At 65.8% G+C, this 23,923-nt stretch carries 21 protein-coding genes and 1 tRNA gene; 5 read left to right on the forward strand and 17 right to left on the reverse strand.

Translation table 11 applies throughout. The features are described from left to right. The 3 genes from PLZ73_06885 to PLZ73_06895 form a co-directional block, all read right to left on the reverse strand. Entirely contained in the window at positions 1-993 is a 993-nt protein-coding gene (locus PLZ73_06885; protein ID HOO77597.1) for an HD domain-containing protein, read from the reverse strand. 98 nt (positions 994-1,091) lie between these two features. Then, positions 1,092-2,627 (reverse strand): 4-alpha-glucanotransferase, encoded by a 1,536-nt coding sequence (malQ, locus tag PLZ73_06890; protein ID HOO77598.1) that lies wholly within the window; start codon positions 2,625-2,627, stop codon positions 1,092-1,094. A gap of 48 nt (positions 2,628-2,675) precedes the next feature. After that, positions 2,676-3,452, reverse strand: coding sequence for a ParB/RepB/Spo0J family partition protein (locus PLZ73_06895; GenBank protein HOO77599.1), 777 nt, complete (start codon positions 3,450-3,452; stop codon positions 2,676-2,678). Positions 3,453-3,567: 115 nt separating this feature from the next. Here PLZ73_06895 and PLZ73_06900 point away from each other — a divergent pair, with 115 nt between their 5' ends. Both PLZ73_06900 and PLZ73_06905 read left to right on the forward strand, forming a co-directional pair. Then, positions 3,568-4,368 carry a putative hydro-lyase gene (locus PLZ73_06900; GenBank protein HOO77600.1) on the forward strand — a complete coding sequence of 267 codons (801 nt, stop codon included), beginning with the start codon at positions 3,568-3,570 and terminating at the stop codon, positions 4,366-4,368. Then, the gene (locus PLZ73_06905; protein ID HOO77601.1) at positions 4,365-5,198 is read left to right on the forward strand and encodes a class I SAM-dependent methyltransferase; all 834 of its coding nucleotides are present in this window, start codon (positions 4,365-4,367) and stop codon (positions 5,196-5,198) included. The genes PLZ73_06900 and PLZ73_06905 overlap by 4 nt, the downstream gene beginning before the upstream one ends. A 10-nt stretch (positions 5,199-5,208) precedes the next feature. Here the strand turns inward: PLZ73_06905 and pyk are convergent, their stop codons facing one another. After that, positions 5,209-6,240, reverse strand: coding sequence for a pyruvate kinase (gene pyk / locus PLZ73_06910; protein ID HOO77602.1), 1,032 nt, complete (start codon positions 6,238-6,240; stop codon positions 5,209-5,211). A 155-nt stretch (positions 6,241-6,395) separates the two neighbouring features. Here pyk and PLZ73_06915 point away from each other — a divergent pair, with 155 nt between their 5' ends. Then, positions 6,396-7,076: a hypothetical protein gene (locus PLZ73_06915; GenBank protein ID HOO77603.1), complete on the forward strand. Its 681-nt coding sequence runs from the start codon at positions 6,396-6,398 to the stop codon at positions 7,074-7,076. A gap of 15 nt (positions 7,077-7,091) precedes the next feature. On the opposite strand, the gene PLZ73_06920 is transcribed toward PLZ73_06915, so the two are convergent. Further along, entirely contained in the window at positions 7,092-8,705 is a 1,614-nt protein-coding gene (locus tag PLZ73_06920) for a CTP synthase (GenBank protein HOO77604.1), read from the reverse strand. A 159-nt stretch (positions 8,706-8,864) separates the two neighbouring features. On the opposite strand from PLZ73_06920, the gene PLZ73_06925 reads away from it, so the two are divergent. Both PLZ73_06925 and PLZ73_06930 read left to right on the forward strand, forming a co-directional pair. Further along, the gene (locus tag PLZ73_06925) at positions 8,865-11,624 is read left to right on the forward strand and encodes an ATP-binding protein (GenBank protein ID HOO77605.1); all 2,760 of its coding nucleotides are present in this window, start codon (positions 8,865-8,867) and stop codon (positions 11,622-11,624) included. A 7-nt stretch (positions 11,625-11,631) separates the two neighbouring features. Beyond that, positions 11,632-12,138 (forward strand): 8-oxo-dGTP diphosphatase, encoded by a 507-nt coding sequence (locus PLZ73_06930; protein HOO77606.1) that lies wholly within the window; start codon positions 11,632-11,634, stop codon positions 12,136-12,138. Positions 12,139-12,154: 16 nt separating this feature from the next. On the opposite strand, the gene thyX is transcribed toward PLZ73_06930, so the two are convergent. From thyX to PLZ73_06990, 12 genes are all read right to left on the reverse strand, one after another. Beyond that, entirely contained in the window at positions 12,155-12,784 is a 630-nt protein-coding gene (gene thyX / locus PLZ73_06935) for an FAD-dependent thymidylate synthase (protein HOO77607.1), read from the reverse strand. A 3-nt stretch (positions 12,785-12,787) separates the two neighbouring features. After that, a complete protein-coding gene (gene nrdD / locus PLZ73_06940; protein HOO77608.1) occupies positions 12,788-15,196 on the reverse strand; it encodes an anaerobic ribonucleoside-triphosphate reductase in 2,409 nt (802 codons plus the stop codon). Further along, complete coding sequence (locus tag PLZ73_06945) at positions 15,193-15,915, reverse strand: anaerobic ribonucleoside-triphosphate reductase activating protein (GenBank protein HOO77609.1); 723 nt, start codon at positions 15,913-15,915, stop codon at positions 15,193-15,195. The genes nrdD and PLZ73_06945 overlap by 4 nt, the downstream gene beginning before the upstream one ends. Positions 15,916-15,917: 2 nt before the next feature. Next, positions 15,918-16,301: a glutaredoxin family protein gene (locus tag PLZ73_06950; protein ID HOO77610.1), complete on the reverse strand. Its 384-nt coding sequence runs from the start codon at positions 16,299-16,301 to the stop codon at positions 15,918-15,920. A gap of 839 nt (positions 16,302-17,140) precedes the next feature. Next, positions 17,141-19,153 carry an NAD-dependent DNA ligase LigA gene (gene ligA, locus PLZ73_06955; GenBank protein ID HOO77611.1) on the reverse strand — a complete coding sequence of 671 codons (2,013 nt, stop codon included), beginning with the start codon at positions 19,151-19,153 and terminating at the stop codon, positions 17,141-17,143. 3 nt (positions 19,154-19,156) lie between these two features. Next, on the reverse strand, positions 19,157-19,879 hold the full coding sequence (locus tag PLZ73_06960) for a metallophosphoesterase family protein (GenBank protein HOO77612.1): 723 nt from the start codon (positions 19,877-19,879) through the stop codon (positions 19,157-19,159). A 94-nt stretch (positions 19,880-19,973) separates the two neighbouring features. Continuing rightward, a tRNA-Pro gene (locus PLZ73_06965) sits at positions 19,974-20,048 on the reverse strand. Between the two features lie 83 nt (positions 20,049-20,131). After that, complete coding sequence (locus PLZ73_06970; GenBank protein ID HOO77613.1) at positions 20,132-20,842, reverse strand: DedA family protein; 711 nt, start codon at positions 20,840-20,842, stop codon at positions 20,132-20,134. An 88-nt stretch (positions 20,843-20,930) separates the two neighbouring features. Continuing rightward, positions 20,931-21,638 carry a glycosyltransferase family 2 protein gene (locus tag PLZ73_06975; protein ID HOO77614.1) on the reverse strand — a complete coding sequence of 236 codons (708 nt, stop codon included), beginning with the start codon at positions 21,636-21,638 and terminating at the stop codon, positions 20,931-20,933. Next, positions 21,622-22,509, reverse strand: coding sequence for a lysophospholipid acyltransferase family protein (locus PLZ73_06980; GenBank protein HOO77615.1), 888 nt, complete (start codon positions 22,507-22,509; stop codon positions 21,622-21,624). The genes PLZ73_06975 and PLZ73_06980 overlap by 17 nt, the downstream gene beginning before the upstream one ends. Positions 22,510-22,512: 3 nt before the next feature. Next, positions 22,513-23,619: a glycosyltransferase gene (locus PLZ73_06985; GenBank protein ID HOO77616.1), complete on the reverse strand. Its 1,107-nt coding sequence runs from the start codon at positions 23,617-23,619 to the stop codon at positions 22,513-22,515. Positions 23,620-23,682: 63 nt separating this feature from the next. Further along, positions 23,683-23,923 (reverse strand): VCBS repeat-containing protein (locus tag PLZ73_06990; protein ID HOO77617.1); only part of this gene is annotated, 241 nt, incomplete at its 5' end.

The raw sequence follows: 23,923 nt of genomic DNA on the forward strand, positions 1-23,923 counted from the left end.
CTAAGTGCGCGCGAAGCGGACCTTGAAGCAGGCCCCTTTCTTGCGCTCCTCGAACTTGAGTTTCATCGGTTCGAGTTTCTCCACGAACCCCGGGTCGAGGTCCGAAAGGGGGCGGGGAACGCCGCCGGATAGGACCGGCGGATCGAAATACCTGACCTTGAGCTTGACGTGCTTGAAGTCGCAGTCGTCTTCGCCGGCTTCCTCCACTTCGAAGGGGGTGGTAAAGAGCCGGTAGTGTTTTTCGGGAAGTTCGGACCCGTGGGCGGAGATCCGAGCGAAGAGCGAAGCGTCGTCCCCGAAGAGGTCCTTCTCCCCGATCCATCCCCCCTCCCATCCGATCCTGATGATCTCGGTCAGAGCCTGATAGACGCAGGCTACCGAGGGCTCGTAAATGCACAGCCACATCGCTTCCAGCCCGGCCAGGGCGTAGCGCCGGGCGACGCCGGCGTCGGTGAAGACGATGTCGCGGCCGATCAAAAGTATGTTCTCCAGAACTTCGCGCCCCAGGCCGGGTTCGAGCCCGGTCGCGCCCACGAAGTCCCTGACGCCGTAATCGATGCGGTCGGCCCCCACGTCGGGAAGGGACTTTTTGATCTCCGGGCACCCGTCCGCCTCCGGGGGCGCGATCCCGTGGCGTTTCAGGATCTCCGAAACCTCGTCCAGCCCCTCGATCAGGTGCATGTTTTTCTCGTGATAATCCTCGCCGCTGCTGGCCATGGCCATATCGACCATGTGCGAAAATGCGGTATGGCCGAGATCGTGCAGGAGCCCGGCGACCTGGATTTCCGGGGACGCCCCCACCTTCTCCAGAACTCTCCACACTCCCAGGGAGTGTTCGAAACGGGTGACCTGATAGCGCCCGGGGAAAACCAGGTCCACTCCCCCGTACTGGTTGACCCCCCGTAGGCGCTGAAAAGGCCGGGACTCGACCAGTTCCCGGATAACGGCGGGGCCGACTTCGAACTCCCCGTAAATGCGATCGCGTACTTTCATGGTTATCGTTCTCCTTGGCCCGACGGCCGCGTGAAGCCACCATACCCCGAAACCGGTCCGGGCCGAAACGCTTTTCCCGGGGTGGCGACGGCCTCTCCTCAGCCTCCGCTCGCCGGCGCCAGACGCCCGGACCCGCCGGCGAGGTCCTTCAGGCCCCGGGCGACCGCCCCGGTCATCATGTCGCTCCGGGCCCGCCATTCCCACTGGCCGGAGGGGACGCCGGGGCGGTTCATCCTGGCTCCGCTTCCCAGGCCCAGGACGTCCTGGAGGGGGATGACCACGGTGTCGGCCGCGGAAGCGCAAAGGATCTCCATGAAGGCGCGGTGAACGCGGTCGGCGGGGACGGGCCCGAGGTAGTCGTCCACCCGGCGCCGCGTCTCCGGGTCCAGTCCGAGGTACCATCCGGCGATGGTGTCGTCGTCGTGAGTCCCGGTCGTCACCGAGCAGTGAACCGGGTAGTTTTCGGGCAGGTTATAGTTGTCGGGGTTGCCGTCGAAGGCGAATTGCAGGCCGCGGACCCCGGCGTAGCCCAGTTCGTCCATCAACCGTTCCACCTCGGAGTGGATCTCCGGCTCCCGGGCTTCGGCGATGACGGGCAGCGGTCCCAGTTCCTCTTCGGCTCCCCGGAAAAACTCCAGGCCGGGACCGCGCTCCCACTCGCCTTCGGCGGAAGTCTCGGCCCCGGGGGGGATATGCCAGCAGGCGTAGAAACCCGAGAAATGGTCGATGCGGAGGATGTCGACCAGACCGAGAACCGCGGCCAGGCGCGCCCGCCACCAGCGGAAACGGTGGCGCCCCATCTCCTTCCAGTCGTAGAGGGGGTTTCCCCATATCTGGCTGACGTGGCGCGGCGGTTTGGGCGGCGCGCCCGAAAGCGCGAGCCGCCGCCCTTCGGAATCGAGGAGGAAAAGCTCCCGGTGTCGCCAGACGTCGGCGCTGTCGTAACTGACGAAGATGGGCACGTCCCCGATCAGGGCCACTCCCCGGGCGGCGGCGCGGTGCCGCAGCCGCTCCCACTGCCCGGCGAAAAGGTATTGGACGAACCGGCTCCGGGAGGCGGACGCCCTCAGCTCCTTTTCCCACCGGGACCGTTCCCGGGAAAGGCACCGGGAAACGGCGGAGGGCCATTCCGTCCAGGGCAGCCCCTGAAAGTGGCGTTTCAGGGAGATGAAGAGGGCGTAATCGTCCAGCCAGTACGCCTGGCGCCGGCAGAAAGAAACGAAGTCCCGGGCCTGGCTCAGGCCGGCCTCGGCCCGGAACCTTTCCCAGGCCGCGTCCAGGCAACGGTACTTGAAAGCCGCGACCGCCTCGTAATCGACCCGATCTTCGGGGAAAGCGGGCCCGGATGACGCGGCGGAGCGATCGAGGAGCCCCTCTTCGACCAGGCTTTCGATATCGATCAGCAGGGGGTTGCCGGCGAAGGCCGAAGGACTGGAATAGGGTGAGTTGCCGTACCCGGTCGGGTTCAGGGGAAGCAACTGCCAGAGCCGTTGTCCGGACTCGGCCAGGAAATCCACGAACCGAAGCGCCTCCCTGCCCAGGCTCCCGATCCCGTGCGGGCCGGGAAGAGACGTGCAGTGCAGAAGGATCCCCGCCCTCCGGGGAAATTCCCGTGGCCGATGTGCCGGTTCCATAGTCTCCGCCTTTCCTCTCCGATTCGCTCCGGGAGCCGAGGCCGCCCTTCAGAGCGCCTCGGCGATTTTCTTCAAAAGTCCCCTGAGCTCGTTCCGGTCCCGAAAATTCACCACCAGTTTCTCGCTGCTGCGCCCCTGACGGATGGTGAAACGGTTCCGCCATTCCCCGGGGAGTTTTCCGATCACCGTCCGTTCCACCCGGTTCAGCTCTGCTTCGCGCTCGGTCAGTTCCGCCTGAGGGCGGGCCAGGTCGACCTCCAGTTCCGTCTCTTTGACGTTGAGCCCCTCGGCCGCGATCCGGTCCGCCAGTTTCAGCTGAAGGGAACGGTCGCTCAGGCGCATCAGGGCCTCGGCGTGGCCGTAGGTGATGCTCTCGTTCTCGAGCAATTCCAGAACCCGGGGGTGGATTCCTTCCAGAAGCCGCAGTTGCGCCCGGATGTAGCCCGGCGTCCTGCCCACCCGCTTCGCCAGTTCTTCGGGCTCCAGGCCCTCCCCGATCGCCGTCGCCAGGGCGCGGGCGCGCTCCAGGGGGGAGATATCGACCCGAACCAGGTTTTCGGCCAGAACCGCAACCGGAACGGCGACAGTCTTCTCGACCGCCAGGACCGGTACGCTCTTCCATCCCAGTTTTTTCACCGCCGCCAAACGCCGGCTCCCCGAAACCAGGTCCCAGCCTTCCGGCGCGGGCTTCACCACGGGAGGAGAGAGCAGCCCCAGTTCCCGAATCGATTCCGCCAGCCGGTCCACCTCTTCTTCCCGGGTCTGGAAGCGAAGCAAGGGAACCGGGTCCCTCACTTCCTCCGGTCGTACCGTCATCAGTCTCATAACCGCCTCCCCCGACATTCTCGTGCGCCGGTCCGGTTAGTGTACCGTCCGAACGGAATCGGGACAAGCGCTCTCCTCGCTTGGCCGCCGGATCGAGGGATGGTATCCTCCGGACATGCGGGAGCGTCGCCTCCATCCGTCGCGGCTCCGGGAACTCTGCTCCCGGGGCGAGTTCATGCGGCCCACCGCGGGGTTCTGTCCGGGTTACGTCCAGGCCAACCTGGTGGTCGTCCCCGCCGAATCCGCCCGGGACTTCCGTGAATTCTGCCGACGCAACCCTGCGCCCTGCCCCCTGTTGGAGACGGTCGGGCCCGGATCCCACCGGTCCTCCGTCCTCGCTCCCGGGGCCGACCTCCTGACCGAGCTGCCCCAGTACCGGGTCTGGGAATACGGGGTCCTGACCTCGGAACCCGGGGATATCCGCGACCTCTACCGGGAAGACTGGGTGTTTTTTCTGTTGGGATGCAGTTTTACTTTCGAGGAGGATCTGGCCGCCGCCGGGGTCCCGCTCCGCCACCACCGGGAGGACCGCAACGTCAGCATGTACCGGACCTCCATTCCCCTCGATCAGGTCGGCCCCTTCGGAGGGACGATGGTGGTCAGCATGCGCCCGATCCCGTCGGCGATGGTGGAAAAAGTGCGACGCATAACCGGAGCCCACGGCCGCCACCACGGCGCCCCCGTTCACGTCGGGGCCCCGGAAGCGATCGGCATCGCCGATCTCGACCGCCCCGAATACGGAGACCGGGCCCGGATGCGGAAGGGAGACGTCCCCGTTTTCTGGGCCTGCGGGGTCACCCCCCAGGAGGCCCTGCGCGGTGCGGCCCTTCCCCTGGCCGTCACCCACGCACCGGGGCATATGTTCGTGGGCGACCTCCGGGCCGGGCGGCGGGCCCCGACCCCGGGGGACGCGTGAGGGCGGCGGAGAAACTCGCCGGGCTCGTGGGGGAGACCGCGGACGCACTGGTCGTGCTCAGGTCGGGGGCTCGGGCCGAGCGGCTGGGCGTGGCGGACCCTTACGCCCGCTGGTTCGTGACCGGAACCGGGGTGAAACTCTGCCGCATGGCTCGCAGAATCGATCCCGTCTACCGGGAATACAACCTGGCCCGCTATCTTCACACCACTTCGCGGCTGCGGGCCCTCGCCCCCGGGTTCGAGCAGGCGCTCTTTCTCGGCGCCGGCTTCGATTTCCGGGCCCTGACCCTGCCCGAACTGGCGGGGGGGCGCCTCCGGGTTTTCGAGGTCGACGCTCCCGAAAAACTCGACCTGAAACGCCGGGGGCTGGAGGCTCGCGGGATCTCCCTGCCCTCCGGGAACAGGTACGTGCCCGCGCGTCTGGAACGCCCCGGGCTGCGGGAGCGGCTGGCCCTCGCCGGGCTGGACCCTTCCCGGCCCGTCCTGGTCCTGGCCGAAGGGGTCCTCTTCTACATGCCGGCCCGCGTTACCGCGGCGCTGCTCGCGCCTTCCTTCCTGGGCCTGGCCCCGGGAAGCCGCTGGATCTTCGATTGCTGGACGAAAGACCGCGTCGAGGGGTTGAACGCCCGGCTCGCCGCCGCCGGGGCGGCGGCATTCTTCCGCGCCTTTCCCTGGAAAATAGCCGCGCAAACCCTTCCCGGACGTATCCGGCGCCTCGGGTATCGAACGGTGGAGATGGCCCCCCTGGAGGATATCGCCCGCCGGGCCGGGCTCGAAAAAACTTCCGACGACTTTTCCCGAAGCTGGTGGCTCGTCGAAGCGGCGGTCTGAACCCGCCGGCTCAGCCCACCCAGCGCTTGAGAATCGCGGCTTCAGTGGTCTCGATCACCTCGCTCATCATCCGCACCGCTTCCACCGGGTGTTTCCCGATCGCCGTCTCTCCCGAGAGCATGACATAGTCGGTCCCGTCGATGATGGCGTTGGCGACGTCGGTGACCTCGGCCCGGGTGGGGCGGGAATGTTCCCCCATCGACTCCAGCATCTGGGTGGCCGTAATCGCCGGTTTCTGCTTCCAGTTGCATTTCTTGATCAGGACCTTCTGGATGATGGGAACGTCCTGAATCGGCATCGACACCCCCATGTCCCCCCGGGCGATCATGATGCCGTCGGAGGCATCGATGATCGAGTCCGCGGCGGCGATTCCCTCGCGGTTCTCGATCTTGGCGATCACGGCGACGCCCGGCAGACGGTTCCCGATCAGGGACCGCACCGCCTCGACGTCCCCGGCCCCGCGGACGAAGGACTGGGCGATGAAGTCCACTCTATGGGCGACGCCGTATTCGACGTCCTCGGCGTCCTTGGGGGTGAAGGCCGGGAATTCCAGTTTCGCCCCGGGGAGGTTGACCCCCTTGAACTCCCGGATCGGGCCTTCGACCAGGACCCGGGCCTTGACCCGGTCGGGCTGGATCTCCTTGATCTCCAAAACGATATTCCCGTCGTCGATAAAGACGTGTTGCGCCCCCGCGAAATCCTCGAAGGACCCCTCGTAATCGAGGGGGAGATATTTCCCCTCGCCGGGTTTGAGGTCGCGGACGAGCCAGACGACGCCGCCCCGGGACGTTTCCAGCGGGCGCCGGCGGCGCAGGTGCCCGACCCGGATCCGTGGGCCTTCCAGGTCGAGCAGAACCCGCAGGCGCCGACGGGAAGACCGCCCGATCTTTCCCACCGCCGCCAGCATCCGGTCCCGATCCTCGAACCGGGTATGGGAACAATTGATCCGGACCACGTCCAGGCCGGCTTTCGTCATCTTGCGAATCACCGCTTCGCTCTCCGAAGCCGGTCCCAGGGTGGCGATTATTCCGGTCCTGGCCATATCGAACCTCCCTCGCTGGCGCCTTCGATTTCGGCCGATGGTAGCGCAGGCCCCGGCCTCGGGCAACGGCTTTCGGAAGACCCGGGCGCCCGCGCTTGCCCCGGCGGGGGGGCGGTGGTAGTATCTGGCCCGCAACCGCAACCGGGGATGGTGCCATGCCTAATTCGCGCGTCTTCACCGAGGCTTACAAGCCCTACTGCCTCGAGGTCTTTTACGGTCCCATGTGGTCCAAAAAAACCCTCAACGTTCTCATCCGGCTCGATATCCTCAAACGCAAACGCATTCCCTACCAGGTTTTCAAACCCCGGATCGACACGCGCTACTTCCCCGACGCCATCGTTTCCCGCTTCGATTCCTTCACCGACCGTCCGCACGACGATGTCAGCCGGTTCCTCCGCGAACCGGCCGAGGTTTTCGACGAACGCTCTCCCGAGGGGATCGTCGAGGCGCTGCGCCCCGGCACCAGGGTGGTCGTCATCAGCGAGGTTCAGCTTGCCCGCGACGATATCGCCGAAGTGGTCAGCTTCCTGCAGAAGCGGGGACTCTACCTGATCTGCGAGGGTTTGAACCTCGACTATACCGGCGAATACTTCAGCCACGGCATGTCCAACATCATCAACCGGGCCACCCACCCCCATTCCCTGCATGCCGTCTGCAACCATCCCGGATGCGCCGAAGCCGCTTATTTCACCCAGAAACTCCAGCCCGACGGCTCCCCCGCCCCCTATGTCCCCCAGCGCCGCGACCGGCTGGCCATCGGCGATTACTGCTACGAGCCCCGGTGCATACTTCACCACCGGGTGCCGGGACGGCCGGAGCTTCCGGACCGGGCCTGAACCGCTCCTCCGGACTCAGGGCCGGAGACGGTTCCGGGCCGCCGCGCGGACGAAGGCCCGGAAAAGAGGATGGCCCCGGAGGGGGCGCGACGTGAATTCCGGATGGAACTGGACCGCCACGAACCAGGGGTGGGCCGGGATCTCCACCACCTCGACCAGCCCGGTTTCGGGGTTGACGCCGGTGATCCGCAGGCCCTTCTCTTCCAGGCGCCGGCGGTATTCGGCGTTGAACTCGTACCGGTGGCGGTGGCGTTCGCGGATCGCGTTTTTCCCGTAGGCGGCGGCGGCGCGGCTCCCCGCCAGCAGTTCGCAGGAATATCCCCCCAGCCGCATCGTCCCCCCCAGTTTCCGGACCCTTTTCTGCTCTTCCATCATGGTGATGACCGGGTGGGGTGTGCCGGGATCGAACTCGGTGCTGTGGGCGCCGGAGAGGCCGGCGACGCCGCGGGCGTAGTCGATGACCGCCGCCTGCATTCCCAGGCAAATCCCCAGGAAGGGAAGGCCCCGGCGGCGGGCATACCCGACCACTCCGATCTTCCCTTCCACCCCCCGGTCGCCGAAGCCGCCCGGGACGAGAACTCCGTCCACCCCCTTGAGCAGCCGGGAAGCCGGCGCTTCCTCCACGTCCACCGCCCGGATTTCGAGGTCGAACCCTTCGATCCCGGCCGCGTGCTGAAGGGCCGCGCGGATGCTCTTGTACGCATCCTTGAGCTCGGTATATTTGCCGGCCACGGCGATGACTACCCGGGGACGGCCGGGGGCGCCGGCGGCCGCCACCATCTTCCTCCACGCCCCCAGGTTGGACCGGCCTTGAGGAAGGGCCAGCAGTTCCAGGATCAGCCGGTCGAGCCCTTCCCCCCGGAGCAGGAGGGGCACGGAATAAATGGAGGCTCCCACGTCTTTCTCCTGGATCACCGCCCGGCGTTCGACGTTGCAGAACAGTGCGATCTTGGCCTTCATCGATTCGGGCATATCGTATTCGGTGCGGCAGATAAGCACCTGGGGCCTGATGCCGATCTCCCGGAGTTTGGCCACGCTGTGCTGGGTAGGTTTGGTCTTCAGTTCTTCCGCGGCCCGGATATAGGGGACCAGGGTGAGGTGGACGTGACAGACCCGAGCCTCCCCTTCTTCCTGGCTCAACTGGCGGACCGCCTCCAGGAAAGGCAGGCTCTCGATGTCCCCCACCGTCCCTCCGACTTCGACGATCACCACTTCGCATCCGGGGGAAACGGCGCGAATGCGGTCCTTGATCTCGTCGGTGACGTGGGGCACGACCTGAACCGTCTTGCCCAGGTAGCCTCCATCCCGTTCCCTGGAGAGAACGGCGGCGTAGATCTGTCCGGCGGTGACGTTGTTTTCCCTGCGGGTCATCTGATCCAGAAAACGTTCGTAGTGCCCCAGGTCCAGATCGGTTTCGGCGCCGTCGTCGGTGACGAAGACCTCCCCGTGCTGGTAAGGGCTCATGGTCCCGGGGTCGACGTTGAGGTAGGGGTCGAACTTGAGCATGTTCACCCGCAGGCCCCGGCTTTTGAGCAGGCAGCCGATCGAGGCCGCGGTGATGCCCTTGCCCAGGGAAGAAACCACCCCGCCGGTGATGATGATGTACCTGGTCTGCGCGATCTTCGCCATCGACCGTCCTCCTCCCTCCGTTCCCGAACCTCCGGCACCGGATTGTCTCCGCCGCGAAGTTCGATTATGGTAGAATTATAAATTAACGAATTGACGCCGAACACCACGGATTTCGGGGAAACCGTTTTCCCCGGCGCCGAACGAAAGGTTGATTCGAACATGCCGATTTCCGCTTTTCCGCTCGTGCTCCTGGCCGCGGCCGCGATCGCCGCGACCCCGGAGGAGACTCCCGCGCGGCCCCCTTCCCCGGCGTTCCGAGGCGAAACCGCGGCGGCGATCGCGGATCCTCTTCCCGCCGGCCCCCACATCCTCTTCATCAACTCCTACCACCCCGGCTACGTATGGAGCGACGACATCCTGGCCGCCTTCCGCGAGGAAATCGCCGCCTACGCTCCGCCCCCGGAAATTTTCGTGGAGTACCTCGACACCAAGCATTTTTACGGCAAGAACTATTTCTCCCTGGTCCGGAGCATCCTGGCGGCCAAGTATCCTCGCGACCTGTTCGACCTGGTCGTCGTCTCCGACGACCGCGCCTTCGAGTTCATGCTCGAACGGGGAGACTCCCTCTTCCCCCGGGTTCCCGTGGTCTTCTGCGGCGTCAACAACTTCGACCCCGCGCTCCTCGCCGGACGGGACAACTACACCGGGGTGCTGGAGGACATCCGGATCGAACCGGCCCTGGAGATGATCGAGACCATCCACCCCGACGTCCGGCGGGTCTACCTGGTGGGGGGCTCGACCGGGGTGGCCCAGAACACTCTCAAGTTCTTCGCCCGAAGCTTCGGAGAAGATTCCCGTTTCCGCTCCCTGCAGGTCGAGATCCTCTCCGGAGCGGAACTGACCACGGCCGGGATGCTGGAGAAACTGCAACAGGCCGAACCCGGGTCGGTCGTTCTTTTCATGGCCTGGTTCCGCGATCGCAACGGGGTTTTCGTCGACGAGAAGAAGCTGGCGGCCGAAATCGTCGCCACCTGTCCCGTCCCGGTCTACAGCATGGTCAACCTCTACCAGGGGATGGTGGGGGGAAGATTCCTCACCGCCCGGGAGCAGGGCCGGACCGCCGCCGTGCTGGCGCGCCGGATCCTGGAGGGGACACCCCCTTCGGCGATACCGGTATCGGGCGCCCGGGAACCCGTCTACGTCTTCGACGACCGCCAGTTGGGCAGATGGGGGATCCTCCCCGAGACCCTCCCCCGTCCCCATACCCTCCTCAACCGTCCTCCCGGGCTGTACCGGACGTACCGGCGGTTTCTCCTGGGGGGGGCGGCTTTTATCCTGGTGGAATCCGGCCTGATCGTCGGCCTGGTTCTGCTCGTGGTCAGGATGCGAAGGACCCGCAAGCTCCTGCGGGAGAGCGAGGAGAAATACCGCCTGGTCGTGGACAACCTCCGTTCGGGGGTGGTGGTCATTCAGAAGGGGTTGATCGTCTTCGCCAACAGTTACATCCGCGAGATTCTCGGCGGCGGCCGGGATGACTTGGTGGGGAAAACCGCCGATACCGTCATCCGGGCGCACTCCAGTCTTTTGCAGGCGGCCGAGGAACTGCCCGACCTCAGCCGCCCTTTCCCTGCCGAGCCTCTGCTCGAACTCGTCGACGGGGAGGGCGAGCTCCGGCGCTTCGAGATCCGCTTCGCCCGGATTCCCTGGCAGGGACGGCCGGCGGTTCTGGCGGTCATGTTCGACATCACCGACAAATCGAGAATGGAAGAGCAGCTCCGCCAGACCATGAAGATGGAGGCGGTCGGGCGGCTGGCCGGCGGCATCGCCCACGATTTCAACAACATCCTCCATGTCATTCTCGGTTTCGCCCAGGTCCTGACGCATTCCTTCCCTCCCGGATCCCGGGAGCGGGGCAATTTGGAAAACATCGTCGTCGCCGGGAACAGGGGGGCCGATCTGACCCGGCAGCTTCTGGCTTTCAGCCGCCGCGAAACCCCGGCGGCGGAGTCGATCAACCCGGTCGAAGCCGTGGGCAAATCGGTGGAGCTGATCGAGCGCATCATCGGCGAAAACATCCGGATCGAGCGCCGGGACCGGGGGGGCACCGCTGCGATCCGGATCGAGCCGGTGCAGCTCGATCAGATCCTGATGAACCTCTGCCTCAATTCCCGGGACGCCATGCCCGGGGGCGGAACCATCTCGATCTCCGTCGACGATTACCACCCCCCGCGGGAGTTCTACGTCGTTCATCCCGAGCTGACGGCCGCCCGCTACGTCCGGATCACCGTCGCCGACGAAGGCGGAGGAATCGCTCCGGAACGCCTCGAACACGTCCTCGAACCGTTCTACACCACCAAGGAAGCCGGGAAAGGCACCGGGCTCGGTCTCTCCACCGTCTACGCCATCGTCCGCCGACACGGCGGAGCCCTCGACATCAGCAGTTCTCCCGGAGTGGGGACCACGATCAGCGTCTTTCTCCCCGCCGAAGACGACGGACCCCGGTCCGATGCCGATCCCGACCAGGGCGCCGAATCGGGAGCGCCGGGGAAGCTGAAGACCATTCTTTTGGCCGAGGACGACGACATGGCCCGGGCCCTGGCCGCGGGTTCCCTGCGCCGGAAAGGGTTCGACCTCATCGAAGCCGAGGACGGCGAGCGGGCTTTGGAACTTCTGCGCCGGCACTTGGACACGGTCGATTTCCTGGTCCTGGACGTCGTCATGCCCGGAAAAAACGGCCGGGAAGTGTACGAGGAGGCGCAACGGCTCCGGCCCGGGATCCCCGTTCTCTTCTGCACCGGCTACAGCCGAAACTGCCTGGGAGACGACCTGCTCGACGCGCTTCCCCCCGGTTCCCTCCTGCAGAAACCCTATACCGAAGAAGAACTGCTTCGGGCCATCGCCCGGTTCGCCTCCCTTCCCGCCCCGGCGCCGGCTTCTTCTCCCGCCGACGGCGGGGCGCGGGCGGCCGGGGGGGCTTGAGAACGTCATGTCCGGCCCCACCGTGCTCTCGATCGACTGGGAAAACCTCCCCCCCCGGGAGCGGACGGTGCTTTGTTTCCTCGTCGTCGGGGGCGACCTTCTCCTCATCCGGAAAAAAACCGGGTTGGGGCGGGGGATGTTCAACGTCCCCGGGGGCCGGATCGAACCCGGGGAAGACCCCCTCGACGCCGCCGTCCGGGAAACCCGGGAAGAAACCGGGCTCACCCCCCGCGGCCTCGTTCCCGCCGGAAACCTGCTTTTTTATTTCGCCGAGGGTTTTCTCCATACCTGCCGGGTCTTCTCCGCCGGAGCGTTCGAGGGCACGGCGGTGCGGACCCGGGAAGCCGACCCGCTCTGGGTGCCGGTGGAGGCCATCCCCTATCGACGAATGTGGGAGGGAGACCGGCACTGGATCCCGCTGGTGCTGGCCGGGAAGCCGTTTTCCGGGAAACTCGTCTTCGACGGCGAGCGTCTTCTCGACGCCGAAGTGATTCCTGATCCGGAGACCCGGTAGCCGCCGGGCGGCGGCGTCAACCGTCCCCGGGAACGACGACCACGCACTCCCGTTCGGCGTCGATTTCGAGATCGCCGAAGACCAGGGGCGAGCGTTCCTTCATCAGCCGGAGAATCTCCACGAAAACCCGGCGGATCTCCCATTGGGCCCGGCGTTCCCCCCGCAACCGGATCATGTGGCGGAGCTGGCGGAAATTGGCGGAAAAGACGATCTCGCTGGTGACGGCGTTGGGGAGGACGAACCGCGCGTCCTCGCCGGGTATTCCCATCCGCCGGAACGCGGCGTAGGCCTCGCGGACCGATTCGACGGTCCGGCGGAAAAGCTCCAGCGCTTCCGGCCGGGCGCCGATGCTGTCGGGAACGACGACCTCGAAATCCTGTTCGTCCACGTAGCGCTGCGATTGCTGGGAAAACGAGCAGAGGCGGTGGCGGACCAGTTGATGGGTGAAAGCCCGGGTGCAACCCCGCACCCGAAAGGTAACCGAGGCGTGTTCGAGCACCGAGTGGTGGCCCAGGCGGACCAGGTTCCGGATCAAGCGCCGGTCCGAGTCCTCCCCGGCGCGGCCGAAGGACAGGTAACAGGTGCGGGCGGCGTCGGCGATGACCCGGTCCGGATCGGGAGTGGCGGCGAGGATGCTGATCTCCATCCCCTACTCCACCGCGTAGTTGCCCGCGTGCCGGTCGGACAGTTCGCCTTTCTTGGACCGGTTCCAGTTGTCGATCCGGCTGAAGTAACCCACCACCCGGCTCAACCCGTAGACGTTTTCGGAACCGCAGCCCGCGCATTCGCGCCGGAGTCCGCGTTCGGTCCGCTCGCAGTCCTGGCAGATGGTGAACTCCGGGGAAATGGTGAGTTGGGCCGCCTTGGTCTTTTCCCAGGTCCGCCGGACCAGCTTGAGAATGGCTTCCGGAGAAGGCTTCTTTTCCCCGACGAACGCGTGGATGATGGCCCCGGACTCGATCATGGTATGGAAGCGGCTCTGGCGCTCGATCCGGTCGATCAGGCCGACGGGGGCGGCGGCGGCGAAATGCACCGAGTTGGTGTAGTAATATTGATCCAGTTCCCGGTTCCCCTTCACCACCGCCTCCGATTCCGGATACTCCCGGAGATCGACCTTGGCGAAACGCCGGGAAGCCGATTCCGCCGGGCTTTCCTCCAGGGTGATCTTGAGTCCGCTCCGTTCGGACAGGCTTCGGGCCTTGAGAAACATGTGGGAGACGATCCGCAGCCCCAGCTTGTAGACGTCGTCGGTTTCGTGCAGTTCCTTCCCGGTCAGAAACGCCACGGCCTCGTTCAAACCGATCAAGCCGATGATATACGTCGCGGCTTCGAGATCGACGTAGGGCCTTCCGTCGGCCGCCGGTTTCCCGATCTCCCACAAGGGCAGCCCGGGGCGGGACATGATCTCGGCGATGAACTTCTTCTTCTGCAGGTGCGCCGCCAGGCAGAGGTCCATGCTCTCCTCGACGTCGGAGATAAAGAGGTCCCAGACCCTGCCGGGATCGCCCCCCGCGCCCCGGACCGCCCGGTAAGCCGCCTGGGGCAGGTTGACGGTGACGTTCTGGAACCCGCAGAACCGCAAGGATTCGGGGTGTTCGATCATGTAGGCGTCGGTCACTTTCGTCCGCAGCCGGCAGCAGGCGGAAAGAGTGATCTCGTCGCGGTCGAAGATAAAGTAGGGGGTGCCGTTCTCGGAAGCGATCTCGCAGGCGTACCGGAAAAGCCGGTATTGCTCGGGGTCGCTGAAGGTTTCGGCGTTGATGTGAAAATCCATTTTGGGAAAGGCGAAGATGTGCCCGTAGGCGTCGCCGTCCCGCCAGACGTCCATCATCGCCCGGGCGAAAGCCATGGCTTCGGGCTGGTAGTCTCCGTAGGTCTTGCCGGTGTAACGCCCCCCCGGCCCGACGGCCGGGACCGACTTGAGGTGGCGCGGTATCCCGGTATGGATGTTGGCGTCGAGGAAAAGCGCCTGCCCCCCCCGGGAGAAAGCGGATTGGGAGAGGGAAAAAATCAGTTGTTGGGCCTCTTGCCGGATCTCTTCGGGAGCCAGCCCCACCAGGAAGGGGGCGTAAAAAATATTGATGAACCCGATCCCCAGCGCTCCGGCGTAGTACGCCTGCATCGCCGCCAAAAAGGTATTGAGCTGGCCGGTCAGGCTCCGGGCGTGGCGGGCCGGGGCGGAGACGATGTCGAGGTTCTGCAGGCGCAGGCCGTATTTTTTCAGGTACTCCAGGGAGTGGGAGCTGCAATAGACCCGGACCGGGTAGCCGAGGTCGTGGAGGTGGAGCCGGCCGGAGAAGTGGGCCTGGGCGACCTCGGGCGAAAAGACGTGGCGCAGGGCGTACTGCTTCAGGGTGATCTCGGCGATGGCCAGGTTGACGGCCTCGGGGTTGTGGGAGGCGATGTTGCTGTTTTCCTGGCTCTTGGCGAAGATCAGCTTTTCCAGGTCGCCGACCGGGACCCCCATGTCCGCCTGGCCCGAGATCCGGGCCCCGTAGCCGGCCTTGAGCAGCTCGTTGTCGACCAGTTCCCGAATGAAACCGGTGGTGACCTGGTGGAGGCTGGATTTAAGCAGCCGTTTCTCCACGGTATGGGCGATTTTTCGAGCCGGCTTTTCTTCCAGCCCCGCTTGTTCCCGCAAAGCTTCCACGATCTTGCCCCGGTCCCACTGAAAGAGTTCCGAGTCGGACTCCGCCACCACCATCAGGGAAAGATCGGTGGAATCGGCCGAACCGCGCCCGGACTTGACCACCCGGATCACTTTTTCGGCTTCGTTCTTGCGGCGGCGCAGGTCGGCGTAGGCTCGGGCGACCAGGTCTTCCCCGGAAGCGTCGGCCACCAGTTCGACCGCCTGGGCGATGGTGTCGGTGAGGAGGGTCTCCCCGGGCAGGAAGTGCTCCCGCAGGTAACCGTCGACCCGGTCGGCCAGGAGCCGGGCCTGCTTCCGGTCCAACCGGCCGGTGAGGCGGCCGGCCTGGTAGATGCTTTCGGTCACCTTGCTCTTGCGGAAGGGCAGGATTCTTCCGTCGCGTTTGCGAACCAGGGGAATGTAGCTCATTCTCGGCCTCCCGAAAGCTTCTCGCCCCGGACCCGGCATTCGGCGACCAGGTCGGAGGCGATGGCGCGCATTTTCGACAATTGTTCGTCGGGGAAAGGGGAAACCCGGTCGAAGCGTCCGTCCAGACACCCCCCGGGCCGGAACTGCTGAATGATGTAGCGCGCCGACGCGCCCAGCCACTCCGCGATCGCGCGGATATCCTCTCCATCCGCCAATCCGGGTACCGCGGTGGTCCGGAACTCGACCTCGACCCCGGCCTCGCGCAGCATCTCCGCCGAGGCCCGAACGGCTCCGAAATCGACCTCGCGGCCGCAGGCTTCCCGGTAACGCTCCGCCGTCGGAGCGGACTTGACGTCCATGGCCACCGCGTCCACCAGCCCGGCGTCGAGCAGGCGTTCCAGGATTCGGGGCCGGGAACCGTTGGTGTCGAGCTTGACCCGGTGGCCGGCCCGTTTCAGGCCGCCGAGCCAGCGGTCGAGCCCGCCCTGGAGAGTCGGTTCCCCCCCGGTCACGACCACGCCGTCGATCCAACCCCGGATTGCCCGCAAACGTCCGCCGATTTCCTCCGCGTCCGTCGCCGCCTCCGGCCCGGCCGCGGGCACCAAGCCGGGGTTGTGGCAATAGGGGCAGGAAAAGTTGCAGCCCTGGGTAAAGACCACCGAGCTGACCTTTCCCTCCCAATCGCAGAGGGAAGTCTCCAGGAATCCGGCCAGGCGCACGCTTATCCCTCCGCCGCCCCCAGCGCTTTTTCCAGGTCGACCGCGGGCGGGGCCTGCGCTTCCCAGCGGACCGACTCCTCGCCTTCCCGCAGCACGATGACCGTGGGGACTTCCAGGGCGTTCCGGAGAGACCCTTCCACCAGCCCGTCGACGGTATCCAAATCGTGCTCGACCACGGCCACCCGTTCCCGGTTTTCAAGGACCGTTTTCACCGCCGCCTTGGCTTCCTCGCAGACGGGACAAGCGCTTTTGGAAAAAATCAAAACCGTTACGCCCGGACCCGTCTCGTTCCGGACGGTTTTTTGCCCGGCTTCCCGGGCGGCGGCGAGGACGGCCGGATCGATCCGGCAGGCCCCGTCGCGACATACCGATCCCGACGAATTCATACAATACAACCCTCCCTTTAGCGGGCATTTAATGCCGTTTCGCGGCCGGCTGGCGCCGGCCTTCCCCGGGGGGCGATGTTCCCCGAGAAACCGTTCCGCGGACCGGAAACCGGGGAGTTCCCGGCCCATGGATCGACGCAGCCGCCGGCTCGGGCTTGCCTGAAAATTGCCGGTTTTTTGCGTCTTGGGTTATGTTTACAAATCGAAAGGGAAAAGTCAAAACTTTTTATAATTTTTCGGCAAATTTTGGGCAAAAAAAGAAAAATGATTAGATACAAAAGGCACAAACGGGCACAAGAGGAGATAGTTTTAGCCACAAAAGGCACAAGAGGCACAAGAGGATTGTAGAGGCTTGAAAACGGACTGAAGATGCCCAGCCGCGGACAGTGGAAGTAACATTCCTTTGGTTATAAGGGATTCTATAACCCTATATGCAGGTCAATGCGAGGACCCGAAGGGGACGAAGCAATCTCTTTACAGGGAGCTTAATGATGGCTTCGTCGCTCCATCTCCCGCCTTCCTGAACCCTGAACCCTGTTCCCCCTCCCCTTCATGAACTTCATGGGAGGGAAAGCATAGGGCATAGGGCATGGAGCATAGAGGGGGAAGATTCAGAATACAGAATACAGAATACAGAATACAGAATACAGAATTCAGTATTCAGGAGCCCCCCACCTTACCCCCTGGAGATTTCTGCACCTGATTACTCTGATTAACTCTGATTGAGAGAGAATTTTAATGGGGCCCCTGAACCCTAAAGAGTGTGGTTTTCCCTATGCTCTCTGCTCTATGCTCTCTGCTTCTCTCCCCTGAACCCTGAACCCTCTTCCCGTACGGGATCAAGCATCCAGGCCGAGAAGGGCCCGGAACTCCCGCTCGTCCAGGACCGGGACCCCCAGTTCGGCCGCCGTGCGCGCCTTGGAGCCCGGGTTGGCGCCAACCACCACGTAGTCGGTCTTGGCGCTCACCGACGAAGCCGCCTTACCTCCCCGCGCGACCACGGCGGCGGCGGCTTCCTCACGGGTCAGGCCGTCCAGGGTCCCGGTGAGGACGAAGGTTTTCCCCGATACCCCTTCCACTTTCCGGGCCGGCTCCTTTTCTTCCTCCTCCAGCCTCACCCCGGCGGCGCCCAACCGCTCGATCTGCTCCCGGTTGCGCCGGATTTCGAAGAACTCCCGGATGGAGGCGGCCATGATCGGCCCGATGTCGGGGATCTCCTCCAGCTCCTCCACTCCGGCTTTCATGATCGCGGGCAGGGAGCCGAAGCGCGCGGCCAGGGCGCGGGCGCCGGCCACTCCCACGTGCCTGATCCCCAGGCCGAAGATCAGGCGGAAGAGCGGACGGCGGCGGGAGTCGTCGAGGGCCGCGACCAGGTTGGCGGCGGATTTCTCCCCCATCCGCTCCAGGGGAGCCAACACCTCCCGGTCGAGCCCGTACAGGTCGGCGACCGAGGAGACCAGCCCCCGCGAAACCAACTGGTCGATCGACTTCGGCCCCAGCCCCTCGATGTCCATGGCCCGGCGGGAAGCGAAATGGGCGATCCTTTCCCGGACCTGGGCCGGGCAGGAGATGTTCCCGCAGCGGTAGGCGACTTCCCCCTCGGCCCGCTTGACCGGGCCGCCGCAGGACGGGCAACGGTCGGGCATCGAGAATTTTTTTTCGGAGCCGGTCCTCAGTTCCTTCAGGGGCCTCACCACCTGGGGGATGATCTCTCCGGCTTTCTCCACCACCACCGTGTCCCCGATCCTGATGTCCTTGCGGTCGATCTCGTCCTGGTTGTGGAGGCTGGCCCGCTTGACCACGGTCCCCGCCAGGGCGACCGGGACCAGTTCCGCCACCGGGGTCAACCGCCCCAGACGTCCGACCTGGACGGTGACGGCTTCCAGGCGGGTCGTCGCCTGCTGCGCGGGAAACTTGTAGGCGATCTGCCAGCGGGGAGCCTTCGAGGTCGCCCCCAGTTCCTCCTGGAGCCGCAGGGAATCGACCTTCACCACCAGGCCGTCCACCTGGTAGGGGAGCGGCTCCCGCCGGCCTTCCCATTCCCGGCAGACCCCGATGACCTCCTCGATCCCCGAGCAGAGGACGGAGTGGGGCTCCACCTCGAACCCCAGCGCTTTCAGTTTCTTCAGCAGCTCCCAGTGGCTGTCGATCCCCAGTTCGGCCTGGTTGGGGGAACTGTAGATCCAGCAGCGCAGGCGGCGGCGCGCGGTGACCCGGGGATCGAGCTGCTTCAGGGAACCGGCGGCCAGGTTGCGGGGGTTGGCGTAGACCGGCTCCCCCGCTTCTTCCCGGACGGCGTTGATCGCGGCGAAGTCCTCTCGGGCGATGTAGACCTCCCCCCTTACCTCGAACTCCCCGGGCACGGCGCCTTCCAGGCGCAGGGGGACGGAACGGATGGTGCGGATGTTGGCGGTGACGTCGTCCCCTGTGGTGCCGTCTCCCCGGGTGGCCCCGGTCCGGAGGATCCCGTCCCGGTAGATCAAGGCGATCGAGACCCCGTCGATCTTCAACTCCACCGTGTAGGAAAACCCGGTCTCCGGGACCAGGCGCCGGTTACGTCGCTCGAACTCCCGCAGGTCCGCTTCCGAGTAGGTGTTGTCCATGGAGAGCATGGGGACTCGGTGGCGGAAGGGGGCGAAGGCCTCCGCCGGCTCCCCTCCCACCCGGAGCGTGGGGGAGTCCGCCGAGGCCAGCTCGGGGAAGCGCCGCTCCAGCTCCAGCAGCTCGTGGTAGAGGAGATCGAATTCGTAGTCGGTGATCTCGGGCCGGTTTTCCGCGTAGTAGAGGCGCTCGTGGCGCCGAATCTCGTCCCGGAGCGCCCGGATCCGTTTCTCGGCGGCGGCGCGGTTCAAGCCCTACCTCCCCTCCCCCAGCCGTTCCGCCAGCCAGGAAGGAAGCCCGGCATCGAGGATGGCGGCGCGGGCGGCGGAGACCGGATAGGTCAACCGCACGATTTCGCCGGAGCCGGTCGCGGGGTCGTAGACCGCGAAGGAGGCCCGGGGATCGCCGTCGCGCGGCTGTCCGACGCTCCCGGGGTTGATCAGCAGCCTGTCTCCGGGCTCAAGCCGGAACCGGGGACCCGGCTCCGGACGCAGCGAACCTCCCCGCTCGCGGTAGACGACCGGGAGGTGGGTATGGCCGAAAAAACCCACCGGGGCCCGCATCCGCTCGAAGGCGTCCCAGACGTCGCCGAGCCCGGTAATGTACTTCCAGGGCCGAGCCGGGTCGAGGTTGGCGTGGAAAAGGAGAGCGCCCTCCCACTCGGCGGTCATGGGCAGGGAGCCCAGGCGCTCGCGCTCGGAGGCCGACAGCCTCCGGCGCGTGGCGAGCATGGCTTCCCGGGCGGCTTCGTTGAAGTAGGGGAGATCGTCATCGTCGGCCGCGGCCTGATCGTGGTTGCCCCGAACCGCGATCTCGGCCCGGGCCGAAACCGCGGCCAGGCATTCGCGGGGGTGGGCGCCGTAGCCGACGACGTCCCCCAGGCAGACCAGTCGCCGGAGGCCCCGGCGGCCGATCCATTCCAGGACCGTTTCCAGGGCCTGTTTGTTGGCGTGGATGTCCGAAAGTACAGCTATCATGGCCTCCGCTCCCGGGCTGCCTTCAGATTGTATCGGGAAGCGGCCGGGAAAGAAAAGCCAAGAAAAGCCCCGGCCGGCGCCGGGGCGGGAAAAGTCGGGGCGCCGGGATTTGAACCCGGGACCTCACGGTCCCGAACCGTGCGCGCTAGCCGGACTGCGCCACGCCCCGAATGGTTCCGCGTAAGCCGGCGGCTGGCCGGCGGCCTACGCGCGGACGGTAAACGTTAGTCGATTCCCGCCCGATTGTCAAATTCAAGTATGGCCGGTATTCCCCTTCTCCGCGGCTCCCTCTCGGGCCCGGGACTTCATCACCCGCTTGTGTATCCAGATGTAGCCCGCGAAGAAGATCAGGCAGGCGGGGACGATCCAGATCATGTTCTCGGAAACCGCCGCTTTGCCCTGGTGGACGATGTCGGCGTAGCTCATTTCCGCGGTCCCGGCTCCCAGGTGGTAGCCGATGGCCATGAGCACGGCGATCCAGATTCCGGCCCCCAGGGCGGTGAAAAGGCTGAAGCGTCCGAAGTTCATCCGCGACAGGCCCGCCGGCAGGGAGATCAGCTGCCGGATGGCGGGGATAAGACGGGAGACGAAGGTGGCCACCTCCCCGTATTCCCGGAAGATGGCCTCCGATCGGTCCAGCTTTTCCGGGGGGAGGAAAAAGTATCTGCCGTAGCGGTGCAGCACCGGTCGGCCGAGCTTGAGGGCCAGAAAATAATTGAAGTAAGCTCCCGCCATCGAACCCAGGAGCCCGAGGGCGAACGCCGCCGCCAGCGCCACGCCGACCTCCCCCGGGAAGAACTCCCCCCGGGCGGCCCAGAAGCCGGCCGGGATCATGATGATCTCGCTGGGGAACGGAATCAGGGAAGATTCGATCGCCATGAAGACGAAAACCAGCAACGGGCCCTTCCAGGTGATCATCAGGGCGGCGAGTGTCTCCAGGAACGGTATCAGGTGTTCTGTCATCCGGGGCACCTCCTGCGTCTGCGGATGCTGTCGGCAACCCGGTAGGGTATGACAAGGATACGCCGGCGTCCACGGAAAAGACGCGCGATCAACGGTTCCGGGACCGCCAGAGGAGCCGGATGAAACGGAGGGTATCGCGGCCGGGATGAATCTTGCTCGTCTCCCCCGAATAGATGGTGGGGATGGGGGTGGAAGCTATCCGGAAACCCCGGCGCGCGGCCTGGATCAGCATTTCCGACTCGGTGTCGTAGTTGCTGGTGGTCAGTTCCAGTTCCCGGAGCAGGTCCGCGGAGAGAAGCCGGTACCCGCACTGGGTGTCGGGGACCCGCTGCCCTATCAGCGAAGAGAGGATCGCGGACATGAAGCGGTTGGTGAGGAAGCGGATCCGGGGCATCCCCTCCGCGTTTTCCATCCGGTTCCCGACCACCATCCCCGCCCCTTCCCCCCGCCAGGTCCGGACGAAACCCGGCAACGCTTCCGGCGGGTGCTGGCCGTCGCCGTCGATGACGACGAGGGCGGGCCAATTCCGTCGGCGCGCCTCGGCGAAGGCCTCGCGCAGGGAGGCGCCTTTCCCCCGGTTCCGGGAATGGCGGACGACTTCGGCCCCGGCGGCCTCGGCCAGTTCGGCGGTCCCGTCGGTGGAACCGTCGTCCACCACCAGGACCCAGCGGGCGTGGCGGAGAGAGCGGGCCACCACGTCGGCCACGGCGCGGGCCTCGTTGTAGGCGGGGATGACGACCCCGATCGCTTCCGGCCCCCCGGAGTCCGCCGGGATCCCCTCAGCTTTTATATTCATCGGGCCAGATCCGGTAGTAGACGTACCACTGGTCGAGGTGATCCCCGATCACTTCTTCCAGGCGGCGAACCATGGCTTCCCTGATCGACCGCTCCACTTCCGCTTCGGGCCGGGAGCGGTCGACTTCGATCGGGGGGGTGAAGGTGAGACGGTAGCGGTGGGTTCCCTCCCGGACCATGTATCCGATGAGGACGCCGGCCCCCGTCCGGGCGGCGAGGGCCGAAGGCCCCCGGGGGATCTGAGCGGGAGCGCCGAAGAAGCCCATGACCACCCCCCGCTCGGTGACGTCCCGATCCCCGAGGATGACCAGGACCTCGTTGTTGCGCAGGGCGCGCAGGCTGGCCCGGGCCGCCGACCCCACCGGGATCACCTTCATGCCGCCCAGGGCCCGCTGCTGGGTAAAAAGCCGGTTGAGTTTGGTGTTGCCATGGGAGAGCGCGACCGCGTTGATCGGAAAACCCAGACCCGCGAATACCACTCCCGCCAGTTCCCAGTTGCCCAGGTGGGCCGTCACCCCCACCAACCCCTTCCCCTCCCGCAGACCCAGGGCGATATTCTCCTCTCCCTCCACTTCCACCAGGTTTTCCATCTCCTTCTCTTCCAGGGCGGAGAAGCGGAAAAAGTCGATGAGGTAGTAGGCGAAATTCCTGAAATTCTTGCGGACGATCCGGCGGATACGCCGCCGGGCGGCGGAGGAACGGATATCTTCCGCCCGATATTCGAGAACGTGCTTCAGGTTGGCCTTAAAATTCTTCCGGTTCCGGGAAGCGAACAGGTAGTAGATCTCGGCCACGACCGCTCCCACGGCGTACGCCGCCCGGGGGGGGAGCTTCTGTACCAGGGCCTTGATCAGTCGAAACCGTAGATACATCGCTTATCCCGTCAATATCAGGTCGGCGGCGTCCTGGGCGGCCCGCGGCCGGCGCAGCCGCCCCGCCGCTTCCCGCATTTTCCGCGCCGTATCGGCATCGCCGAGGATGGACGCGACCATCTCCGCGGCCTGGCGTTTTCCCGCGGCCTTCAGGGCCGCGCCTTCGGCCTGGAGAAAGAGGGCGTTGCCCGTCTCCTGTCCCGGAATGGGATCGACCAGCACCATCGGCACCTGTTTGATCAGGGCCTCGGTCACGGTCAGCCCCCCCGGCTTGGAAACGATCACGTCCGCTATCTCCATCAACTCGTCAATTGAATCAATAAATCCGAAAACATGCAAGGGACGGGCGGTCCGCAGCCGTTTCAAACGGGCCAGCAGCCGGTAATTCCTGCCCGTCACCGCCACCGTCTGGAACTCGGCGGCGGCGGCCTCCAGTTCCCCGACCAGTTTCAGGAGGTTACCCTGCCCTTCTCCCCCCCCCATGACCAGGACGATCGGGCCCGGCCCGAAACCGTACTTGTTTCGGATCGCTTCCGGGTCCGATTTCGATCCGAAGCGCAAAGAAGCGGGGATTCCGGTGATTTTCAGCCGTTCCGGAGGCGCCCCCAGGGCGGCCAGGCGGACCTGCGCTTCCCGGCTGGGGAGAAGAAACAGGTCGATCCCTTCGTCCACCCAGTAACCGTGCACCAGGTAATCGGTGGGGACGGCCACCAGTCTCATCCGCGAGCCCGAGACTTGCTTCCAGGCCGCCGCCAGGCCGGCGGGCAGGGCCTGGGTGCACACCGTCGCCGCCGGCGAGAGGTCGGCCATGAGATCGTCGAGACGGTGGCATTGCCGGCGGTAGAACCGCTTCAGGGGCGCGGCCACGCGGCCCCGGACCGTCCCCTGGTCGTACACCCCCGGCCAAACGGTCAGAAGCAGCCGGTACGCCGCCGCCAGCGCCCGCACCGGGCGGGGGTCCCAGAGTTCGAGGATGTCGAATTCGACCACCCGCAGACCGGGGTCGGCCCGGCGCAGGGCGCTGCCCAGCGCCCGGGCCGCCCGGGCATGGCCCTGGCCGACGGAGATATACAACAGCAGAACCGTCTTTGCCTGCCCGCTTTTCTTCACCGCCTCCGATTATAGCTCCGCGCCCCTTAAGCGGCAATCACCCGCCCGGGAACTCCGTCTCCCTTATTCGGGAAGCGGATGGAGCACCGGCAGGTCGGTGGCCTGCCCGTACCAGGCGGTCAGTCCGTTGCGGACCAGCCACTTCCCCTGGGCGGAGCGGAAGACGGCCACGTCGGCGGTCCCGTCCCCGTCGTAGTCGGCCGAGACCGGGGTGTCGTCGACGGCTCCGAACCAGGCGGTGAGCCCGTCGCGGACCAGCCACTTCCCCTGGGCGGAGCGGAAGACGGCCACGTCGGCGGTCCCG

The sequence above is a fragment of the bacterium genome (assembly GCA_035380285.1).
GTDB lineage: Bacteria > Auribacterota > Erginobacteria > Erginobacterales > DAOSXE01 > DAOSXE01.